Source organism: Mycobacterium sp. DL592, assembly GCF_011694515.1.
Classification (GTDB): domain Bacteria; phylum Actinomycetota; class Actinomycetes; order Mycobacteriales; family Mycobacteriaceae; genus Mycobacterium.
In genome coordinates, this window is the sequence record NZ_CP050192.1 from 2,808,126 (window position 1) to 2,828,860 (window position 20,735).

The 20,735-nt window shown below is 67.3% G+C and carries 18 protein-coding genes; 10 read left to right on the forward strand and 8 right to left on the reverse strand.

Annotated elements, in window-relative coordinates:
• Positions 1-4: 4 nt before the first annotated feature.
• The 3 genes from HBE64_RS13485 to aspS all read right to left on the reverse strand — a co-directional run bounded on the left by HBE64_RS13485 (position 5) and on the right by aspS (position 3,860).
• A complete protein-coding gene (locus HBE64_RS13485; RefSeq protein WP_167102839.1) occupies positions 5-1,441 on the reverse strand; it encodes an FAD-dependent oxidoreductase in 1,437 nt (478 codons plus the stop codon).
• Between the two features lie 203 nt (positions 1,442-1,644).
• Complete coding sequence (locus tag HBE64_RS13490; protein ID WP_167102842.1) at positions 1,645-2,073, reverse strand: nitroreductase family deazaflavin-dependent oxidoreductase; 429 nt, start codon at positions 2,071-2,073, stop codon at positions 1,645-1,647.
• An 11-nt stretch (positions 2,074-2,084) separates the two neighbouring features.
• Positions 2,085-3,860 carry an aspartate--tRNA ligase gene (aspS, locus tag HBE64_RS13495; RefSeq protein ID WP_167102845.1) on the reverse strand — a complete coding sequence of 592 codons (1,776 nt, stop codon included), beginning with the start codon at positions 3,858-3,860 and terminating at the stop codon, positions 2,085-2,087.
• A 118-nt stretch (positions 3,861-3,978) separates the two neighbouring features.
• Here aspS and HBE64_RS13500 point away from each other — a divergent pair, with 118 nt between their 5' ends.
• Positions 3,979-4,467: an SRPBCC family protein gene (locus HBE64_RS13500; protein ID WP_167109166.1), complete on the forward strand. Its 489-nt coding sequence runs from the start codon at positions 3,979-3,981 to the stop codon at positions 4,465-4,467.
• A gap of 1 nt (position 4,468) precedes the next feature.
• On the opposite strand, the gene HBE64_RS13505 is transcribed toward HBE64_RS13500, so the two are convergent.
• On the reverse strand, positions 4,469-5,953 hold the full coding sequence (locus HBE64_RS13505; protein WP_167102848.1) for a carboxylesterase/lipase family protein: 1,485 nt from the start codon (positions 5,951-5,953) through the stop codon (positions 4,469-4,471).
• Positions 5,954-6,025: 72 nt separating this feature from the next.
• Here HBE64_RS13505 and HBE64_RS13510 point away from each other — a divergent pair, with 72 nt between their 5' ends.
• Positions 6,026-6,913 carry a neutral zinc metallopeptidase gene (locus HBE64_RS13510; RefSeq protein ID WP_167102851.1) on the forward strand — a complete coding sequence of 296 codons (888 nt, stop codon included), beginning with the start codon at positions 6,026-6,028 and terminating at the stop codon, positions 6,911-6,913.
• 17 nt (positions 6,914-6,930) lie between these two features.
• On the opposite strand, the gene HBE64_RS13515 is transcribed toward HBE64_RS13510, so the two are convergent.
• A complete protein-coding gene (locus HBE64_RS13515; protein WP_167102854.1) occupies positions 6,931-7,812 on the reverse strand; it encodes an acyl-CoA thioesterase II in 882 nt (293 codons plus the stop codon).
• Between the two features lie 125 nt (positions 7,813-7,937).
• On the opposite strand from HBE64_RS13515, the gene HBE64_RS13520 reads away from it, so the two are divergent.
• The 4 genes from HBE64_RS13520 (at position 7,938) to HBE64_RS13535 (ending at position 12,384) form a co-directional block, all read left to right on the forward strand.
• Positions 7,938-8,564, forward strand: coding sequence for a TetR/AcrR family transcriptional regulator (locus HBE64_RS13520; protein WP_167102857.1), 627 nt, complete (start codon positions 7,938-7,940; stop codon positions 8,562-8,564).
• A 118-nt stretch (positions 8,565-8,682) separates the two neighbouring features.
• Positions 8,683-9,912: an amidohydrolase family protein gene (locus HBE64_RS13525; RefSeq protein WP_167102860.1), complete on the forward strand. Its 1,230-nt coding sequence runs from the start codon at positions 8,683-8,685 to the stop codon at positions 9,910-9,912.
• 82 nt (positions 9,913-9,994) lie between these two features.
• On the forward strand, positions 9,995-11,128 hold the full coding sequence (locus HBE64_RS13530; protein WP_167102863.1) for an acyl-CoA dehydrogenase family protein: 1,134 nt from the start codon (positions 9,995-9,997) through the stop codon (positions 11,126-11,128).
• Positions 11,128-12,384, forward strand: coding sequence for an acyl-CoA dehydrogenase family protein (locus HBE64_RS13535; protein ID WP_167102866.1), 1,257 nt, complete (start codon positions 11,128-11,130; stop codon positions 12,382-12,384). Before HBE64_RS13530 ends, HBE64_RS13535 begins: the two co-directional genes overlap by 1 nt.
• 76 nt (positions 12,385-12,460) lie before the next feature.
• Here the strand turns inward: HBE64_RS13535 and HBE64_RS13540 are convergent, their stop codons facing one another.
• Complete coding sequence (locus tag HBE64_RS13540; protein WP_167102869.1) at positions 12,461-13,474, reverse strand: Rv2578c family radical SAM protein; 1,014 nt, start codon at positions 13,472-13,474, stop codon at positions 12,461-12,463.
• A 42-nt stretch (positions 13,475-13,516) separates the two neighbouring features.
• Positions 13,517-15,061 carry an EAL domain-containing protein gene (locus tag HBE64_RS13545; RefSeq protein WP_371743985.1) on the reverse strand — a complete coding sequence of 515 codons (1,545 nt, stop codon included), beginning with the start codon at positions 15,059-15,061 and terminating at the stop codon, positions 13,517-13,519.
• Between HBE64_RS13545 and HBE64_RS13550 the strand changes: the two genes are divergently transcribed.
• The 4 genes from HBE64_RS13550 to HBE64_RS13565 all read left to right on the forward strand — a co-directional run bounded on the left by HBE64_RS13550 (position 15,053) and on the right by HBE64_RS13565 (position 19,577).
• The gene (locus HBE64_RS13550; RefSeq protein ID WP_167109168.1) at positions 15,053-16,342 is read left to right on the forward strand and encodes an NtaA/DmoA family FMN-dependent monooxygenase; all 1,290 of its coding nucleotides are present in this window, start codon (positions 15,053-15,055) and stop codon (positions 16,340-16,342) included. The two genes, HBE64_RS13545 and HBE64_RS13550, sit on opposite strands and share 9 nt — an antisense overlap.
• Before the next feature lie 11 nt (positions 16,343-16,353).
• Entirely contained in the window at positions 16,354-17,487 is a 1,134-nt protein-coding gene (gene ribB / locus HBE64_RS13555) for a 3,4-dihydroxy-2-butanone-4-phosphate synthase (protein WP_167102873.1), read from the forward strand.
• Between the two features lie 7 nt (positions 17,488-17,494).
• Complete coding sequence (locus HBE64_RS13560; protein ID WP_167102876.1) at positions 17,495-18,703, forward strand: MFS transporter; 1,209 nt, start codon at positions 17,495-17,497, stop codon at positions 18,701-18,703.
• A 97-nt stretch (positions 18,704-18,800) separates the two neighbouring features.
• A complete protein-coding gene (locus HBE64_RS13565) occupies positions 18,801-19,577 on the forward strand; it encodes a GntR family transcriptional regulator (RefSeq protein WP_167102879.1) in 777 nt (258 codons plus the stop codon).
• On the opposite strand, the gene HBE64_RS13570 is transcribed toward HBE64_RS13565, so the two are convergent.
• Positions 19,527-20,732 carry an MFS transporter gene (locus HBE64_RS13570; protein ID WP_167102882.1) on the reverse strand — a complete coding sequence of 402 codons (1,206 nt, stop codon included), beginning with the start codon at positions 20,730-20,732 and terminating at the stop codon, positions 19,527-19,529. The genes HBE64_RS13565 and HBE64_RS13570 overlap by 51 nt on opposite strands.
• Positions 20,733-20,735: the final 3 nt, after the last annotated feature.

The following is a 20,735-nucleotide window of genomic DNA, read 5'->3' on the forward strand; positions in this document are numbered from 1 at the left end:
CAATTCACCCCTTGGCCGCGGCCCGGCCGGCCCGCCGGCCGTAGAAGCTCCCGTCGCCCAGCGAGACGCCACTGGCGTAGCCCCAGGCCGCCAGTCCGGCCGCTGCCCGCCCGGCCGCGAACAGCCCGGGGATCGGTTCGCCGTTGACGTGCAGTACCTCGGCGTCCAGCGTGGTGAGCAGACCACCGAGGGTGAAGCCACCGGTGTGCCCACGCAGGTCGAGCGCCCCGATCGGCGACCCGATCGGCCGCAGCCACTGAGACTTCTTGAACAGCAACGGATCTTCGCCGCGTTCGGCTCCCGCGTTGTAGGCCGCCACGGTCGCCTGCAGCGACCCGGGCGCCAAGCCGATCTCGGCCTCCAGTTCGGCGACGGTCTCACACACCCAGGTGGGCGGGGTCTTGAAGAACGGCGTGGACGATGTCGAGGCCATCGCCTCCTCGTGGGCTTGGGCATCGAAGACGAGGTAGACCGTGTCGTCCTGGTGGTAGAGGCTCAGCTGGCCGATACGCCCGGGATAGGTGTCCTCGGCGACGTAGCGCTGGCCGCGGCCGTTGACCAGGATGCCGCGTGCCACCAGTTGCGGTTCGGCGAAGAAGGCCACCTCGGTGGCGTCCATGTGCGCGAGGTCGGCCCCCAGCGCCTGCGCCATCCGGATCGACTGCCCGTCATGCTCTTCCACCGAAGCGGCGGGCTTGCCGGCGATGCGTGGGGCGTACTGGGCGATCATCGCGTCGTTGTAGGCGAAACTGCCTGTCGCCAGGACTACTCCGCGCCGCGCGTGGACCCGCACCGGGTTGCCGTACTGGCGGGCCGACACCCCGATCACCCGCCCGTCGGGGGCGGTCAGGAGCTCGTGTGCGCGTACGTCGTAGACCGAGCGCACACCGAGTGCGGTGGCGGTGTCGACCAGTGGCTTCATCAGCATGTAGCCACCGCCCTTCTCGCCGGTGACCTTTCCGGTCATCTGCGGCACGTGGCCGCGCGGCGCCGGTGTGGCGATGGTGTTGAACGGGTAGGCGTTCTCCCCGCCGGTGTACATCAGGCCCTGGTCACCTGGCGGCTCCCAGCCGGGCTCACCCCAGAACTCCGGCTTGAACGGCACCCCGCAGTCGACCAGCCAGTCGAAGTGCTCGAGGCTGCCGTCACAGTAGTCGGCGATGCGGGCTTCGTCGGCGCCCGGACCCATCGCGGCACACAGGAAGGTCCGCATGGCCTCCACGGAATCATCGAAGCCACAAGCCTTCTGGATCGCCGTCCCGCCACCGAGGTAGACGAATCCGCCCGCCAGTGCGGCCGCTCCGCCCCAGCCGCCGGCTCGTTCGAGCACTAGGACGTCCGCCCCGGCCCGGGCGGCTTCGATGGCCGCGGAGACTCCGGCGATGCCGTAGCCGGCGATCACCACGTCGGCCTCGTAGTCCCACTGCCCGGTTGCGCTCACGTGTCGGTTCCTTTCTCAGGCCTGTGCGGCGTCGGCCAGGTTCTCGGCGGCCTCGGTCTCCCAGATCGCCGACGTAGAACAGTTCGTACCAGCGCCGTAATTGATACACCGGCCCGTCGTCCCGGTGAGCGGACACACCGAGGGTGCGAATTCAGCGCGCTCGTCGCCGGTCAGCGGTGACAAGCGCGCCGAATTCGCCCGGCTCAGGCTCGCTGCAGCTCGAACAGCGGGATGACCCGGCTGGTGTTGGCCTGGTAGTCGCCGAACGTCGGAGCCATCTCGACGATCTTCGGGTAGGTCGCGTCACGCTCGTCGGCGGGCAGCTCGCGGGCTACGACGTCGTAGGCCTCGGTGCCGACCTCGATGTGCGCGCGGGGGTTGGCCCGCAGGTTGTACACCCACGCGGGGTTGGTGTCCGCCCCGGCCTTGGAGCCGACGATGATCATCTTGTCGTCGATGGTCAGGTAGGCCAGCGGGCTGAGCCGGGGCTCACCCGACTTGGCCCCGGTGCTGGTCAGCAGCAGCAGGGTGGCGCCGGCGAACGGTCCGCCGACCACGCCCTTGTTGGCGCGGAACTCCTCGATGATGGGTTGGTTGAAGGCGTCCAGGGCAGCTTTAGATGTGTCGGTCATGTGACCTGAAGCTACTCCGGCTTGGCGTCTATTCCGGATTCCTTGCGCTGCTGGGCGGTGATCGGCGCGGGCGCATCGGTCAGCGGGTCGACGCCGCCGCCGGACTTGGGGAACGCGATCACGTCGCGGATCGAGTCCGCACCGAAGAGCAGTGCGGTGATGCGGTCCCAGCCGAACGCGATACCGCCGTGCGGGGGCGCCCCGAAGGTGAAGGCGTCCAACAGGAATCCGAACTTCTCCTGGGCTTCGGCGTTGTCGATACCCATCACCGAGAACACCTTTTCCTGGACGTCGCGGCGATGGATACGGATCGAGCCACCGCCGATCTCGTGGCCGTTGCACACGATGTCGTAGGCGTCGGCGAGGACCGCGCCGGGATCGGTATCCACCGAGTCCGCGTACTGCGCCTTAGGCGAGGTGAACGCATGGTGCACCGCCGTCCACGCCCCCGAGCCGACGGCGACGTCACCGGCGGCGGTCGCGTCGCCCGCCGGTTCGAACAGCGGCGGGTCGACGATCCAGGTGAACGCCCAGGCGGCCGGGTCGATCATGTCCAGGCGCCGGGCGATCTCGCCGCGGGCGGCACCGAGCAGCGCCCGCGAGGTCTTGACGGGACCGGCGGCGAAGAACACACAGTCACCGGGTGCGGCGCCGACATGGGCGGCCAGCCCGGCGCGTTCGGCGTCGGAGAGGTTCTTGGCCACCGGGCCGGAAAGTTCGCCGTCCTCACCGACCAGCACGTAGGCCAGCCCCTTGGCGCCGCGCTGCTTGGCCCACTCCTGCCAGCCGTCGAGGGTGCGCCGCGGCTGCGAGGCGCCACCGGGCATCACCACCGCGCCGACGTAGGGCGCCTGGAACACCCGGAACGGGGTGTCGGCGAAGTAGTCGGTGCATTCGACGAGTTCGAGTCCGAACCGCAGATCGGGCTTGTCGGAACCGAATCGGCGCATCGCGTCGGCGTAGGTCATCCGTGGGATGGGCCGCGGCACGCCGTAGCCGATCAACGCCCACAGGGCGGCGAGGATCTCTTCGGCCACCGCGATGATGTCGTCGGAGTCGACGAAGCTCATCTCCATGTCGAGCTGGGTGAACTCGGGTTGGCGGTCGGCGCGGAAGTCTTCGTCGCGGTAGCAGCGGGCGATCTGGTAGTAGCGCTCCATGCCCGCCACCATCAGTAGCTGCTTGAACAGCTGTGGGCTCTGCGGCAGTGCGTAGAAGGAGCCGGGCTGTAGCCGGGCGGGCACCAGGAAGTCGCGTGCCCCTTCCGGGGTGGACCGGGTCAGCGTGGGGGTTTCGATCTCGACGAAATCGTGGGCGGCGAGCACCGAACGGGCGGCTGCGTTGGCCTTCGACCGCAACCGGATCGCGGCACCGGGGCCGCCGTCGCGGCGCATGTCGAGGTAGCGGTACTTCAGCCGGGCTTCCTCGCCGGCGGGCTCGTCGAGCTGGAAGGGCAGCGGTGCGCTCTCCCCCAGCACGGTCAGCGCGGTGGCGTTGACCTCGATCTCGCCGGTGGCGATCTCGGCGTTGGCGTTGCCTTCGGGACGGATCTCGACCACACCCTCGACGGCGACGCAGAACTCTGCGCGCAGCCGGTGCGCCTGGGCCAGCACTTGACCTTCCTCCAAGGCGTCGCGGAACACCACCTGCGTGACGCCGGACGAGTCACGCAGGTCGATGAAGATCACCCCGCCGTGGTCACGGCGGCGCGCGACCCAGCCGGCCAGAGTGACCGTCTGTCCGGCGTCGGTGGCCCGCAACGAACCCGCGGCATGACTGCGCAGCACTGGCTGACTCCTGGAGATTGAGAAATGGGAAACCGGTTGATCAGTCTATGAGGTCGAGGGGACCGCACAGTCGAGGCCTCAGTGTATGGTCAGCGCGGAGGTGCGCCTGATGACCACGATGTATCCCTGTGAGCTCGTCGACCTGAGCTTCATCCAGAACGCCCCGTACCGGTTCTCCAACAGCGTCGACCTGGCGATCACGCCGGAGCAGGTGTTCGAGGTTCTCTCCGACGCCGAGTCGTGGCCGCAGTGGGCCAAGGTGATCACCAAGGTCACCTGGACCAGCCCGCAGCCCTACGGCGTCGGTACCACGCGGACCGTGGACATGCTCGGCGGCCTGGTCGGCGACGAGGAGTTCCTGGCCTGGGAGCCCTACAGCTATCTGGCGTTCCGGTTCAACACGGCCTCGAACAAAGCGATAGCCGCGTTCGCCGAGGAGTACCGCGTCGTGCCCACCGCGGGCGGCTGCCGGCTGACGTGGACGGTGGCGCAGAAGCCCAACGGCTCGGCCAAGTGGGGGCTGATCCTCGGTGGCCCGGTGATGAACCTGTCGTTCAAGTGGTTCCTGTCCAACCTGCGCCGCTACACCGACAAGCGGTACGTCTGATTCAGTACAGGCCTTCCCAGGCCTGACGACGAGCCGAGTCCGGGTCGTCGACGGTGATGTCGCGCCCCGAGCCGATGATGCGGGTGGCCCGCCGGGGCGTGTCGTAGCGCGGCCAGTCGTCCAGGCCCGGCCCGGTCGCGAAACCCAGCCAGGTGCGCTGCATCCGGCGACCGACCGAGGGCAGCACCCGGCGGCCCAATGGATGCAGCTTGCGGCCGATGAACGAGCCGTAGCTGTGCTGGATGTGCACGATCTCGCTGCCGTGGGTGGCGCCGAGCCCGATCGCCCGCAGATGCCAGGCCGCATGGTCGAACCGGTAGACGTGGGTGAGCGCGTGGGCGCTGTAGGCGTCGGCGAACGCCCATGTCGGCGCCCCGAACATGACATCGGAGCCGACCGCGATCAGCGCACTGCGGCGGGGATAGCCGGGATAGGCGGCCAGCACCCGGTCCCGCGCGCCTGGCGCGACCCGCTCGAAGTAGTCGTCGATCCCGGGCTGGCTGGTCGGCAGCATCGGCGGTTTGGACCAGGCGAACATCGACGCCTCGTGGGTGTTGGTGCCGACGATCAGCGGCACCGGGTTGCACTCGCCGCAGCGGGCGGCGTCGATGGGATGGCGCGGCAGCAGGTCGGTTCCGAACGTCAGGCCGTAGGCCAGCGTCGGAGTCGATGCGGCGCTGCGGCGCTGGATCTCACCGGCCGCCCGGCGCAGCGCGCGCTGCGGTAATTCCTTCAGCTGCGCGGGGGTGGCGCCGACGAGGTCGAGGAACTCGTGTGCCCGGCGGGCCCTGGTCTCGCGGTCCGCGATCAGGGGCAGCGCCGGGCTTTGGGCGATGGCGCGCGCGAACAGGCCGACCGCGGCCGGGCTGGCCAGCAACGCGAGTACCGACGTGGCGCCGGCCGACTCGCCGAAGATGGTGACGCACTGCGGATCTCCGCCGAACGCGGCGATGTTGTCGCGCACCCACTGCAGGGCGGCGATCTGGTCGCGCAGGCACAGGTTGTCGGCGAAACCCGCACCGAGGTCGCCGAGTTCGAAACCGCCGAACACCCCGAGCCGGTAGGTCACGTTGACCACGACGACGTGGCCGTTGGCGGCCAGCCGGGAGCCGTTGTAGAGCTGCAGTTGCCCGGCGCCATAGACGAACGCCCCGCCGGGAATCCACACCATGACCGGCAGCAGCGTGCCGGGCTCGCGCCGCGGCGACCACACGGTGACCGTCAGACAGGCTTCGTCGCGGATCTTCGGATCGTCGCGGCCGCCACCGACGAACGAGCGGCCCTGGGGTGGAACCGGCCCGTGCTCGACGGCGTCGCGCAGACCCGACCAGGGTGAGAGCGGTTCGGGTGCCTGGAACCGTCGATGGCCGACGGGCTGCTGGGCGTAGGCGACCCCGCGCCACACGCCGACCCCGCCCTCGGTGGTGCCGCGCAGCGCCCCCAATGAGGTATGAACCACGGTCGACGGATCCACGACGACGGCCACCAGTGAATCGTAGTGTGGCAAGCTGAACGCGGCTGGTTGCCAGCCTGAACGGTCAATCTTCAAGGAGCGGTGATGACCTTCAACGAAGGTATGCAGATCGACACGAGCACCACCTCCACCGGTGGTGGCGGCGGTGGCGGTCGCGGCATCGCGATCGGCGGCGGCGTCGGCGGTCTGGTCATCGTGCTGCTGGCACTGTTCCTCGGGGTCGACCCCGGCCAGGTGGTCGGCCAGCAGCAGGCGTTGCCGCCCGGCGCCGATCAGTCGTCGGCCTACGACCTGAGCAAGTGCAAGACGGGAGCGGACGCCAACAAGTACGTCGAGTGCCGCGTGGTCGCCACCGGCAACTCCGTCGACGGGGTGTGGGAGCAGCTGCTGCGCGGGTACAGCCGCCCGAAGATGAAGCTGTTCAAGGGTTCGGTGCAGACCGGGTGCGGTCCGGCCACCAGCGACGTCGGCCCGTTCTACTGCCCGGTCGACCGCACCGCATATTTCGACACCGACTTCTTCCAGGTGCTCAAGACCCAGTTCGGTTCCAGCGGTGGGCCGTTGGCCCAGGAGTACGTCGTGGCGCATGAGTACGGCCACCATGTGCAGAACCTGCTCGGTGTGCTCGGCAAGGCTCAGCAGGGCGCCCAGGGCGCGACCGGCAACGGGGTGCGCACCGAACTGCAGGCCGACTGCTATGCCGGGGTGTGGGCGCACTACGCCGCGATCACCAAGCAGCCCGGAACCGACGTGACGTATCTGGAACCGTTGAGCGACAAGGATATTGCTGACGCTCTGTCAGCGGCCGCCTCGGTCGGCGACGACCGCATCCAGAAGCAGGCCACCGGCCGGGTCAACCCCGAGCAGTGGACGCACGGTTCGTCTGCCGAGCGCCAGAAGTGGTTCACCGTCGGCTACCAGACGGGTGACCCCAACCAGTGCGACACGTTCAAGGCCCGCGATCTCGGGTAACGGCGGGCGGGAGCGCGCTAGATGCGCGCTTCGACAGCGACTTTGGTGTCGGCGGCACGCATCGGGCGGATCAGCGCGTCCTGGGTGAACGACGCGATCAGGTCACCCTCTTCGGTGTGGACCGTCCCGCGGATGTAGGACATGCCCGCGCCGGCCTGGGTGCTCTCGTGGGTGTAAAGCAGCCAGCCGGTCCAGGACACCGGCTCGTGGAAACTCACCGTGACCGTCATCGGCGCGGTCGACACCGTGATGTGCGACAGGGCGGTGCCGATGCCCTCGTGAGCGCGCATGCTCGTCGAAATCCCCAGGTGTCCGGTGAAGTACGCGATCAGTGCCTTCGCCAGGTCGTCGCGCGCGGGGATGGGGTCGTAGTGCAGCCACGCGTACACCTCGGGCGGGCCGACCTCATCGGGGCTGTTGATGTCGACGATGTCGACGAGTTTGATTTCCCTTCCGGCCATGGGCATTTCGCAATCGTTGGCCAGATCCGGACCTTTGACGCCCGGGCGCGGCAGATGGTGGCGGATCACGTCCTCGGAGGGGACGTCGGTGAAAACCGTGAACGTCATGCACCTCTTGTCGTTCTGGGATGCGGTGATCACCGCGGTGGCGGTGCTGCGCCCCTCTGCGACCACGTCGACGTCCAGCACGATCGGCGGGCCGACCAGGACGGCCCGGTTGAACACGGCGTGCACCGAGCGGACCGACTTTCCAGGGAAGCGTTTGGCCGCGGCGACGATCGCCTGGGCCAACACCTGCGTGCCCTCGACTACCTGACGTTCGTCTGCGGCGGCGAGGCCGGACTGCGCGATGAAGCGGTCCGCCCCGTCGGGTTCGACCTCGAAGAGATCGAGCAGCAGGCCGAGCGTCCACTGAGTGTGCTGGGTTTGGTCGGTCATCGGTCCCTCACTCCTGGCTGGTTCGACGGGAGTGCCGCAAACTGTGCTTGCGCTGATCCCAAGTCCTGTTCTACCAGAACGGTAATGTCATTCTCACCCCGGAGGCCGGACGATAAGGTGTGTCCATGGCCAAGGCCGCCGACCAGTCATCCGTCCACGCCGACCCGGAATCCCGGGTCAGCCGCTTCATGCGATCAGCACTGTCGATCCTGGCCGAGACAGGCCGCACCGACTTCACCGTGCTCGAGGTCGTCGAACGCTCCAAGACCTCGCTGCGGTCCTTCTACCAGCACTTCTCCACCAAAGACGAGCTGCTGCTGGCGCTGATCGACACGATCATGACGGAGTCGACCAAGAACTGGCGCCAGGAGACCGCCGACCTGCCTGCCGCCGACGCGCTGCGCGTGCTCATTGAACGCATCTGCACGCCGGCCGAGACCACCAAGCAGGACAGCATCAATCGCGGATTGACCTACTACAACGACCACCTCGCAGAGAGCCTGCCGCAGGAGTACGCCAGGGTGCTCTCTCCACTGCACCAGTTGATCGGCGACCTGCTCGAGCGCGGGATCGACGAGACCGTGTTCCGGGCCGACCTCGAGGTCGAGACGACGTCCGCCCTGATCATGCAGACGGTGCTGGGCGCGATGCGGTTACGCAGCCTGGGAGTCGAACTCAACGGGGTGCCCATCGACGGCGACCACATCTACGAATTCTGCGTGCAGGGCCTGCTGCCCCGCCCCGGCGCCTAGCCCGTTCACGCTGGTAGAGCCGGTACCGACACCGTCCCAAAATCGGTGGTGTTTCGCCTGCTCATCACATGGTAACGTCGTTACCGCTACCGACCAAGCCCACTCTCAGGAGCCGGATATGCCTTCGCGCGAGCTTCCCTACCCGGTATTCGACGCCGACAATCACTTCTACGAACCGCAGGAAGCCCTGACACAGTTCCTGCCCGACAACCGCAAGGGCGTCATCGACTACCTCGATGTCCGCGGCCGGACCAAGATCGTGGTGCGCGGACACATCAGCGACTACATCCCCAACCCGACCTTCGAGGTCGTCGCGCGCCCAGGCGCGCAGGAGGAGTACTTCAAGCACGGCAGCGGCGGCAAGAGCTACCGCGAGGTGATGGGCAAGCCGATGAAGGCCATCCCCGCCTTCCGCAACCCCGAGGCACGCATCGAGGTGATGGACGGGCTGGCGCTCGACTACACGATCATGTTCCCGACCCTGGCGAGCCTGGTCGAGGAGCGCCTGAAGGACGATCCCGAGCTGATTCTCGACATCGTCCATGCGCTGAACCAGTGGATGTACGAGACGTGGCGATTCGACTACGAGGGCCGCATCTTCTCCACACCGGTGATCAACCTCAGCATCGTCGACCGTGCACTCGAGGAACTCGAGTGGTGCCTCGAGCGCGGCGCCAAGACCATCCTGGTGCGCCCGGCGCCGGTGGCGGGTTTCCGCGGCACCCGCTCGATGGGCCTGCCCGAGTTCGACCCGTTCTGGGACGCCTGTGTCAAGGCCGGCATCCCGGTCTGCATGCATGCCTCCGACAGCGGCTACGCCGAATACCTCAACGACTGGGAGCCCGCCGACGAGTTCCTGCCGTTCAAGCCGACCGCGTTCCGGATGGTGGCGATGGGCAAGCGCCCCATCGAGGACACCATGGCCGCGCTGGTCTGCCACGGCGCGCTGACCCGCAACCCGGAACTGCGCATCCTGTCCATCGAGAACGGCGCGTCCTGGCTGCCCTACCTGCTGCACCAGTTCGAGGACGTGCACGCCAAGCTGCCCAACGAGTTCCCCGAGGACCCGGTCGCGGCATTCAAGCGCGGCGTGTACGTGGCCCCGTTCTGGGAGGACAACTTCAAGCAGATGGCCGACCTGGTCGGCGTCGACCGCATCATCTTCGGGTCGGACTGGCCGCACCCCGAGGGCCTGGCCAACCCGATCAACCTGGTCGACGACCTGGTGGCCCAGGGCCTGAATGAGGATGAGCAGCGAAAGGTGATGGGCGGCAACCTGGTTGACCTGTTCAAGGTGCCCAACGTCTCGGTTCACAAGCCCGACGTGCCCGCGCTCGTCATCGCTTGAGCGAATCTGATCGTCACAGTGGACGTGTGCGCCGGGACACCGGCGCACACGTCCACTGTCTACTGAAAGCGAGCACGGCACCATGACCGCCTCCCCCGAGATCCTGCTGTTCGCCTCCACCACCCAGTCCTTCCTGGACAAGGAGGTTCCGCTGACCCGGGTGCGCGAATTGCACCGCGACGGTGTCGCTTTCGAACGTGACTGGTGGCAACGGGCCGCCGAGCTCGGCTGGGTCAGCCTGCTGGTGCCCGAGGAACTCGGCGGCGGCAGCGTCTCCGGCGACGGTGTCGCCGACCTGGCCCTGGTCGCCGAACACAGCGGCAAGTCCGTCACCCCGGGTCCGCTGCACCCGGTCTCGGTCGTGCTGGCGGCACTGGCCGACGCCGAGGACGGCGAACGGCACGCCGCCACGGTCGAGGCCCTGGTGTCCGGGGAGACAATCGCGTCGTGGGCCGTCTACGAGCCCGGCCAGCCGTGGAACCCGTTGCAGCCTAAGGTGTCTGCCACCCCAACCGCCGGTGGCTTCCGCATCGACGGGGTCAAGGACCGCGTCGAGGCCGGCACCGACAGCGACGTCCTGTTGGTGGTGGCCGACGTGGCGGGCTCCCCCCGACAGTTCCTGGTGCGCACCGACGCGCCCGGGCTCACCATCGAGGCGCAGCGCAGCATCGATCTGGTGAAGTCCTACGCCCGGGTCAGCCTCGACGGCGTCGAGGTGGACGAGTCAGCCGTGGTGGGCTCTGCCGAGCAAACCCCGGCGCTGGTCGCGCGGCAGACCCAGATCGCGCTGGTGCTGCAGTGCGCCGAGACCGTCGGCATCCTCGACACCGTCTTCGACATGACTGTGCAGTGGGGCTTCGACCGGCACTCGTTCGGCCGTCCCCTGGTCTCCTACCAGGCGCTCAAACACAAGTATGCGGACCTGAAGATCTGGCTGGAGGCCTGTCGCGCGACCACGAAGGCGGCCGTTGCGAAGGTCGGGTGCCGCGCGTCCGACGCCGACATGGCCGTCAGCGTCGCGAAATCCTATGTCGCCGAACATGCCCCGGACATGGTGCAGATGTGTGTGCAGCTACACGGCGGCATCGGGGTGACCTGGGAGCACGACCTGCATCTGTATCTCCGCCGGGTCACCCTGTACCGGTCGATGTACGGCACCCCGGAAGAACACAACCTGCGCGTGTATCGGATGACCAAGGAGCTGGAGTCCGCCTGATGACCGAAACCACCGCCACCGCAACTCAAACCGAATCGGTCGTGGAGTTCGCGGCCCGTGCCCGCAAGTGGCTGGCCGAGAACATGCCGCCGATCGACCCGAACGACCCGCCGGATGCCGATCGCGGCGAGGAGGCTCCGTGGCAGCGCGCCCGGGAACTCCAGCGCAAGCTCTGGGAGGGCGGGTTCGCCGGCATCTGCTTTCCGCGTGAGTACGGCGGACTGGGGCTGCCCATCGAGTACCAGCGTGCCTTCGACATCGAGTCGCGCAACTACGAGTTGCCGATCATCCTCAACACACCGACGTTCACCATCTGCGCGGCGACGATTCTCGATATGGGCAGTGAGGAGCAGAAGCGCCGGCATATCGGCGGAGCGCTGCGCGGTAACGAGGTTCTGGTCCAGCTGCTGTCGGAGCCCAGCGGCGGCTCCGATCTGGCCGGCGTCATCACCCGGGCCGACCGCCGCGGTGACAAGTGGGTCATCAACGGTGCGAAGACCTGGAGCACAAGCGCTTTCGCCGCCGACTACGGGACCCTGCTGGCTCGCACCAACTGGGACGTGCCCAAGCACGAGGGGCTGACCATGTTCCTGGTGCCGCTGAACGCGCCCGGAATCACGCTGCGGCGCATCAAGCAGGTCAACGGCTCCATCGAGTTCTGCGAGGAGTTCTTCGACGGTCTGGAGGTCGGCGACGACAGCGTAGTCGGCCAGGTCAACGACGGCTGGGCCGTGGCGTCGCGTCAGCTCTACCACGAGCGGCGTGCGGTGGGCGGCGGCTCCGAGTTCGCCAGCGGTATTGGCGCCGAAGGCAAGACCGACAAGCCCACCGACTACGTCGCACTGCTCGAGCGGGTCGGCCAGGCCGACAACGAGCGGCTGCAGGAGATGGCGGGCCGCGCGCTGGTGCACCGCGCCGTACAGGAGCAGCTCATCGATCACGTCTATCACGGCGTCAACGACGGCTCGCTGCCGCCGACGGCCGGCACCATCATCCGCATCTCGCACGCGGAGAGCATCAACACCGAGCTCGACACCACGCTGGCGATCACCGGCAGCGCCGGCGTGGTCGACACCGGCGACGACGATCTGTTCGCCATCGGGAATCGCTACCTGTCCCGCCAGACCGCCTCGCTGGGCGGCGGCACCACCGAGGTGGGACGCAATGTGATCGGCGAGCGGGTATTGGGTTTCCCGCGCGAGTTCGCCGCCGACAAGGGCGTGCCGTTCAACCAGGTCAAGCGGGGCCGAAGCTAGCTTCCGGCGTCGACTGTGGGCCTTGTGCACGGATTTCCGCGGCGGTTTTCCGTGCATATCCCCCACACTCGGCAGATCAGAACAGCGTCAACTCAGGCTCGGCGACGGACACGGGTGCAGGTGCGGCCGACCTGAACGGCCGATGGTCACCGCTCAGCCCGTGTTTGGCGACTATCGGCGCAGCCCGCCGGCGCAGCATCTGCCGGTAGTCCTCCGGAAGGTAGGCGCTGCGACGGTACAGCTGACGGTAGGTCGCGACCAGTTCGGGATGTGAGCGGGCCAGCCAGCCCATGAACCAGCCCCTGGTCGAGCTGCGCAGGTGCAGGCCGAACACCGTGACCCCGGTGGCACCTGCCGCGGCGATCTGCCCCAGCAGGCTGTCGAGATGCTCGGCCGAATCGGTCAGATGCGGCAGCACCGGCGCCACCATCACGTGACAGTCCAGCCCGGCGTCGCGGACCGCGGCGATCAGATCGAGCCGGGCCGCCGGCGACGGTGTGCCGGGCTCGACGTCGCGGTGCAGGTCAGGATCGGCGACCGCCAGCGAAATGGCCACCGATAGCGGAACCTGTTGTGCGGCATCGGCAATCAGTGGCAGGTCCCGGCGCAGCAGCGTGCCCTTGGTGAGGATTGACAGCGGTGTGCCGGAATCAGCCAGCGCAGCAATGACTCCCGGCATCATTGCGTAGCGGCCCTCGGCCCGCTGGTAGGGATCGGTGTTGGTGCCCAGCGCAACGGTGTCGCGGCCCCAAGACGGGCGGGCCAGTTCGCGCCGCAGTACCTCGACGATGTTGGTCTTCACCACGATCTGGCTGTCGAAGTCCCCACCGGGGTCGAAGTCCAGGTATTCGTGGGTGGGCCGGGCGAAGCAGTACCGGCAGGCGTGCGCGCAGCCCCGATAACCGTTGACCGTGTACTGGAATGGCAGCATCGCCGCGGCCGGGATCTTGTTCAGCGCCGACTTGCACAGCACCTCGTGAAACGTGACGCCCTCGAACTGTGGAGTGCGCACCGTCCGCACGAAGCCGATGCGCTGCAGGCCGGGCAGCGCTCCGTCGTCGACCCTGATTCCCTGGTCCGACCACCGCACCGCATCAGTCGAACATGCGTTCGATGTGCTGTCAACCCCTGATCAGCGCGGAAACGCCGGCCTGTCGGCACGCGAGGCTTCAGCCAGGCGCGCATATTTCCCGTCCAGATATGGCCGGGCGTTGCGTTGGGGACGCCCCAGGAAGAAGCCCTGCCCGTATTCGACGCCGAGACCGACTAGTGCGTGGAGCTGCTCGGGCGTCTCCACAGCCTCTGCAATTGTTTTCGCCTGCAGCTCGGAGGCCAGTGTGTTGAGTGCCGTCGTCAGCGCGCGTTTGGCGGGATCGGTATCGATGCCGCTGGTCAGTTCGCCGTCGATCTTGATGATGTCGGGCTGCAACCGCAGCAGTTGGGCGAAACTGGCATATCCAGCGCCGGCATCGTCGACCGCCAGATGGATTCCGCGGTCACGCAGACGCATGAGATCCGCAGCGAGGTCGTCGGGAAACGGTTCGTGCTCGGTGATCTCGACGATCAGCGGCCGGTCCTGGGATGCCAGCATCTCTTGGATCGTCGGCTCGCCGGCCGCGCTCGGGCTGAGGTTCACCGCGACCGGACAATCACCGGGGATGGCGCGGGCGGCGGCCAGAATCGTGGACAGGGCCGCATATTCCAAGTCGGTACCCCGGCCCACCCGCTGAGCGGCACTAAACCATTGCAGAGGTGTCAACTCCGGTGACGCGGAAAAGCGCGTCAGTCCCTCGTAGGCAACCGTCGCGCTGCTCGGCAGGTGGACGATCGGCTGGAACACCGCACTGAGGGCTGCCGGCTGCATCAGCAGGGCATCCACTTTGTCCTGCATCCCTTGGACCTCAGCTGCTTCCGGCAGCATCACCGAGGCGACGAAACGCGCTGTGATGGTGCGCTTTCCGGTCTCGGCGCCGTCTGCCATGGCGTAGGTCAAGGCTGACACGAACTCGCTGATCTCGACCATGACATCAATGTCGGCTTCGTCGAACGCCGCGGGTGCCCGCGCGACCAGCATCAGCGATCCGATGGCGTCGTCGCCATGCCTCAGGGGAATCACGGCCCACGACCGGGTACCCCACTGCTTGTTCATCGACTGAACGCGTTGCGAAAGTCGCAAGTCGACGGTCGCGTCATCGATCAGCATGGGTCTCTTCTCCCGCGCCGCAAGGCCCTGGAAGCTACTCGCCTTGGGTACCGCGAAACCCGTCGTCCCCGCGACGACACCGTGGCAGGAAACAGTGACGTACGAGTCATCGGAGGCGCGTAGGAGGGCGACAGCAGATCCATCAGCTTTCGGCATGAGTACGCACGCCTGCTCAGCAATGCGACCCATCACCAACGCCGGATCCATCAATGTGGCCAGCGCCGGAACCAACTTCTCCACTGCACCCCCGTCCGCCAACGGCCATCCCCGATGGACACGCTGCTGGCAAAGAACGATACCGACCGCGCCCGCCACATGGCGCCCATCACCCCGCGCGGCGCGTGACGTCATAAACACCGCAGGTGGCGTACGGCGCAATGCAGGTGGTACCGCCACGACATCGTCGAGTAACGCCCCACGGCTTGTCTGGATCGCACAGAGCGAAAGGTGAGGAGCGTGAGCGGGATGTTCCATCTGGGTTGGTTTTTGAACTTCGTCGCAGATGAGTGGAACGGCACCTGGGGTGATGGCGGTCGTGACTTCACCGGTGACTTCTACGTCGAGGTCGCCAAGGACCTCGAACGGGCCAAATTCGATTACGTGTTGATCGAGGACAAGCTCATGGTGTCCACCGCCTACGGCGGCACCATGGAGGCCGATCTCAAGCACGGCGTCAACCCCAAACACGATCCTGTGCCACTGGCGATCCTGATGGCCAACGCCACCCAGCGCCTGGGCGTCATCCCCACGATGTCGACGAGCTTTTACCCGCCGTTCATGCTGGCGCGGCTGTGCAGCACCGTCGACCACATCGCGCGCGGCCGGTTCGGGTGGAACGTGGTGACCTCCGCCGAGGATCGGGCAGCACAGAACTTCGGTCTGGACAAGCTTTACGAGCACGACGAGCGCTACGCCATGGCCAGCGAGTACATGGAGCTGGTCACCAAGCTCTGGGAGTCGTGGGAACCCGACGCCGTCGAACGCGACCACGAGACCGGGACCTACGCCAACTACAAGAAGGTCCACACCATCGACTTCGAGGGCAAGTACTACAAGAGCCGCGGACCGCTCAACACCGCACCGTCGCCGCAGTACCGGCCGTCGATCGCCCAGGCCGGTGCCTCCCCGCCGGGACGTGAGTTGGCCGCGCAGCACGCCGATACGATCGTCGCGCCCGCCAACGGTGTGGAGGCGATGCGGGCCTACCGCGACGACATCCACGAACGGATGAAGGCCAACGGGCGCGACCCGTCGCACTGCAAGGTGCTCTACCTGGTCTCCCCCATCGTCGCCGACACCCACGAGGAGGCGGTGGCCAAGCGCGACCGCTGGTTCAACGATCCGCTCTACATCGAGTACATGCTCGCCGAGATCTCCTCGATCACCGAGATCGACTTCGCCCAGTTCGATCTCGACAAACCAGTGCCGCCGGTGACCACCAACGGCGAGCGGGGCTCGCTGGAGAGCTTCCTGGCCCGCGGTGAGGGAAAGACGTTGCGCGAGATCGTCACCGGCAGCGGGCTGACGTCCAAGGTGCCATTCATCGGGACCCCGGCCGAGGTGGCCGAGGAGATGGGTGAGCTGATGGCGGAGGTCGGTGGTGACGGCTATCTGATCACCAGTCCGGTGATGCGGCTCAACCGGCGCTATGTCACCGAGATCACCGATGGGTTGATCCCGGAACTGCAGAAGCGTGGGCTGACCCGCACCGAGTACACCACGACCATGCTGCGTGACCATCTGCGCGAGTTCTGACCAGCGATGACATGACGGTTATCGAAACGCTGGGCGGTTCCGTGGGAACCGCAGTGCAGGCGCTGCGTGAGGGGCGCATGGTGATCGTGGTCGACGCCGACGATCCGGGCGACGACGGTGACCTGTTACTCGCCGCCGTGCACGCCGGCCAGGAACAGGTGGCGTACATGATGCGCCACACCGGTGGAATCCTCTGTGTCCCGATGCAATCCGACGATCTGGACCGGCTGCGACTGCCCCCGATGGTGGCACTCAACGAAGACCCGCGCGGGGTCAGCTATACGGTGTCGGTCAATGCCCGGACCGGGATCACCACCGGTATCTCCGCCGCCGACCGGGCCAGGACCATCTCGTTGCTCGCCGACCCGGCGACCAATCATGACGACCTGAGCAGGCCGGGCCATGTCTTTCCGCTCCAGGCGGTCGACGGTGGGGTGCTGCGCCGGGCGGGCCACACCGAGGCCGCTGTCGACCTGGTCCGGCTGGCCGGCCTGCCGCCGGTCGCCGTGATCGGCGAAATCGTCAACAGCGCAGGCGTTGTCGTGCGCGGGCAGGCGCTCTGGGAGTTCGCCGCCGCGCATGACCTCACCGTCGTCACGATGTCCGACCTGATCACGTATCGGCGCCGTGCCGAGAGGCTGGTCGAGTTCAAGGCGGTCAGTCGGTTACCCACCCGCCACGGTGTGTTCCAGGCACACGGGTTCCAGTCGGTGCTCGACGGCCGCGAACACATCGCACTGGTGATGGGTGAGGTGGCAGGCAAGAAGCCCTCGCCGACATTGGTTCGGGTGCAGTCGGAATGCGTGACCGGCAACGTGTTCAGCTCCGGCGGTTGCGAGTGCGCGGAATCGTTGGAGCATGCCATGCGGATGATCGCCGACGAGGGCTGCGGCGTGGTGGTCTATCTGCGCAGCCGCGGCGGTCAGCAGGCCTACCGGCCGCACGACCCGTCCGCCGATCTGCTCGACCCGCGCGACTATGGACTGGGGGCCCAGATCCTGGCCGACCTCGGTGTGCGCCGAATGCGGCTGCTGACCAACAACCCGGTCAAGCGAATCGGTTTGGACGCCTATGGTTTGGAGGTCGCCACCACGGTGCGGATGTGGTCGGGCGGTACCGGCGCCGTCTCCGTGGCCGAGGCTTGATGGTCTGATGCGGTGTTCCGTACCACGGCGCTACGGCGCGCGGTGGTTCCTCCCGCTGATCGCTGCCGCCGGAGTCACCGTGAGCCTCACCGCTCCCCTGGAGGTGCTGTTCATCCAGGAGCGTTCGGACAACAGCGCGTACACCGCGGTGTTCATGCTGACCGCAGGTATCGGGGTGATAGCGGTCGACGTCTTCGGCACACGCTTCGTTCCCGGCATCGACGCGCGGACCGCACTGACGGCAGGGCTGGCGCTGTTCGGCCTCGCCTGCATAGGGATGGGCGTCGACGGTGGCGGGCTGATGCTGATGTGCTCGCGGATTCTGCAGGGCCTCGGCAGCGGCGTCATGCTCGGGGCCGGACTGCAGGCAGCGGTCCGGGTGTCTTCGGCACCCGAATCTGCTTCTGCTGCTGGGCAACCCAGTCTGGACATCGCCCGTAGCCTGGCACGCTTCAACGCTGCCTTCCTGCTCGGCGGCGCCCTCGGGTCACCCGGCGGGCTGCTCGTCGCCGGTCTGCTCGACGGCCACGCCGGCTACCGCGTCGCCTTCGTGTCGACGGGGTTGCTGGCCTTACTGGTCGCCGCCGCCTGCGCCGTGGTGCTGCCGAACCTGGCGGCCCCGCCGGGAACCGCTCCGCCGAGTCTGGGCCTGCCGCGCTTTGCCCGATCACCGGGCAGCGCTGCGGCATTGGTGCTGGCGATGCTGGGCGATTTTCTTCGGGGCGGTGTGCTGTTCACCGCTCTTCCGCTTGCCGGAGCGGTCCGCAACTACCCGACCACCACCATCGCGGTGGCCATCGCGCTGATGTCCGGTGCCGAGATCCTCGCCCTGCAGGTCGCCTACCGCGTGATCCGCCGGTTCGGAATGGTGGCGGTCCTGGTGTCGTCATTCATCACCGGGACGTGTTGTGCGGGAATGCTGGCACTGGCGTCGGGCACGGCGACCTACCTGATCGCCTCCGCACTGTTCGGCATCGGCCTGGCCGGGGCGACGGCGAGCCTGCCGGTTCTGGTGGTGACCCAGGTCGGCGACTCCACCTCGGGACTGGCGAAGTTCCGGATCTCGGCGGGCATCGGCATCCTCGTCGGGTCGGCAGGCTCCGCGGTGCTGGCCAACGGGATCGGTATCGCATGGCTCTTCGCACTCATCGCGATCATCCTGCTGGGTAGTTCGTACCTGGCTCATGCCGTCGGACGGCGAATGACACCGGCGTAACGTGGGCGAATCAGCCGTGGTAGCAGCCGGTAACAAAGTCCTGATCAAATATATACAAGAGTCTTTGGGCCCTAATCCTTGGGAAGGAGCCCGCCAGGTGGCACCACACGATCCGGCGATGTACGGAAACTGTCGAGGGCGGCTACACCCCCGCGACCAGACCCGCCCCGAAGTCCTCTATCAGCGTCAGCGGCAAAGCCCGGACCGGCTCAACAACTCCCCGCGCCGCACCTATGACCTGTTGCGCTCAACCCTGGTCAATACCGGTCGCCGGATGTCACTGGTGGAAAACGAACTGACCGAGGCACTCTCGGCAAGCCGCAACACCGTGCGGACGGTTCTGCAGCAGCTGGCTCGCGACGGCCTGGTGATCCGGGAGCCGAAGAACGGGACCCGCGCTGCCGGAGCGCTGCTGCTGCCCATCGACGAACTCGCCCCGGTCGCGGCGCGGCGGCTGGAATGCCGGGCGCTGGGCTGCCCGCCGCTGGTTCGTGACCGGCTGCAGCTTCCGACGGGCTGGACGGTGCTGATGATCGAGAGCCTGATGATGAAAGACTCTTTGCCGCTGGGTATTTCGGTCAATTACATCGCGCTGCCCGAAGGGCAGTCGGTCGAGGAGGACACCGACGAGTCCGACGTCATCCTCATCCTGGAGCGAAAGCTGGGGGTGCAGATCGGCGGCAGCCAGACCACCATCGGCGCGGTCGCGGCCGACGAGCAGAGTGCCGAGCTGGTCGGCGTCGAGGTCGGCGCACCGCTGATCTGGCTCGAGGACCTCATCGAGGATCACAGCGGCCAGCCCCGCGCGCTGTCGCAGCTTCGGCTACGCGGCGACCGAGTCGCCTTCTCTGCCAACGCCCGTCGCTCCGCCTAGCCGTGTAGCGCCGCCCAGGTGCCGCCGTCCCAGCACCAGTGTCACCGCGAGCACCACCAGGCCGGCGAGCGCTGACACCAGCATGGCCCGCTGGGCGCCGAGCACACTCGAGGACAATCCGAGGACCACCATCCCCGTGGGCAGCGCGACGCCGATGGTCGTGGTGAGCATCCCCAGCGCGGTCGCGCGTTCGTGGTGAGCGACCACCTCCACCGGCAGCGTGGCCTGTGTCGACCCGAACAGCGCCTGGCCTATCCCGGCGACGCCCAAGGCGAACAGGGTGACGCTCAACAGCGGTGTGGCCGCGACAATCGCCAGACAGCACAGGCACACCGCGACCCCGCCGGCGTACGCCACCAGCGGACGCCGCACCGGCCGCACGACCAGAACGGTGGCAATCACGAGTTGCACAACACCGGCGGCTGCCCCGATGACACCGGCCATCGCGGCATTGGCGTGGAGGCGGTCGGCGATCACCGGAACCAGCGGCAGGAACGCGAAATACGACAGGTTGCAGATCACCGTCAGCAGAAGAACCAACCCGAGGGCGGGCGACCGGGACAGCAGCCGCCAGTCGATCCGTTGCGGCACACCGATCTGCGTGGGCCCGGCCGGCAGGCCGACCGTCGAGCGCCAGAACAGCACCACCGAGAACGCCAGCAGCACCACCGGGACCGCGAACGCCACACCCAGGCCGAAGGCTGAGATCGTCAGCCCACCGGCCAGCGGCCCGAGCATCATCGCCGCGGCCAGGCTGGTGACTTCGATGTTCAGCACCCGCGAGGCCTGCACCGGTCCGCTGATCCGGAAGAGCAACTCACGCTGGGCGGTCATGTTGACCATGCCGCCGAATCCGTACGCCAGCTCGAAGGGATACACCATCCACATCGACACCGATCCGGTGAACACCAGCGCCGCCATGAGTATCGAGACCGGGATCAGTGCCAGTTCGGTCGCCAGAACCATTGTGCGCGGGTCGATATCGGTCCGGGAGGAGAAGTACGCACCGGCGAGCATCGGGGCGAACATCGCGACGCCGACCAACTGATTGGCGATCGGCGGTCCACCGAGATGCGTCACCAGATAGGTTCCCAGGAACAATCCGGCCCACCGGGTCAGATGCCACAGCCACGAGCTGACGAGCAGGGACGGCATCAA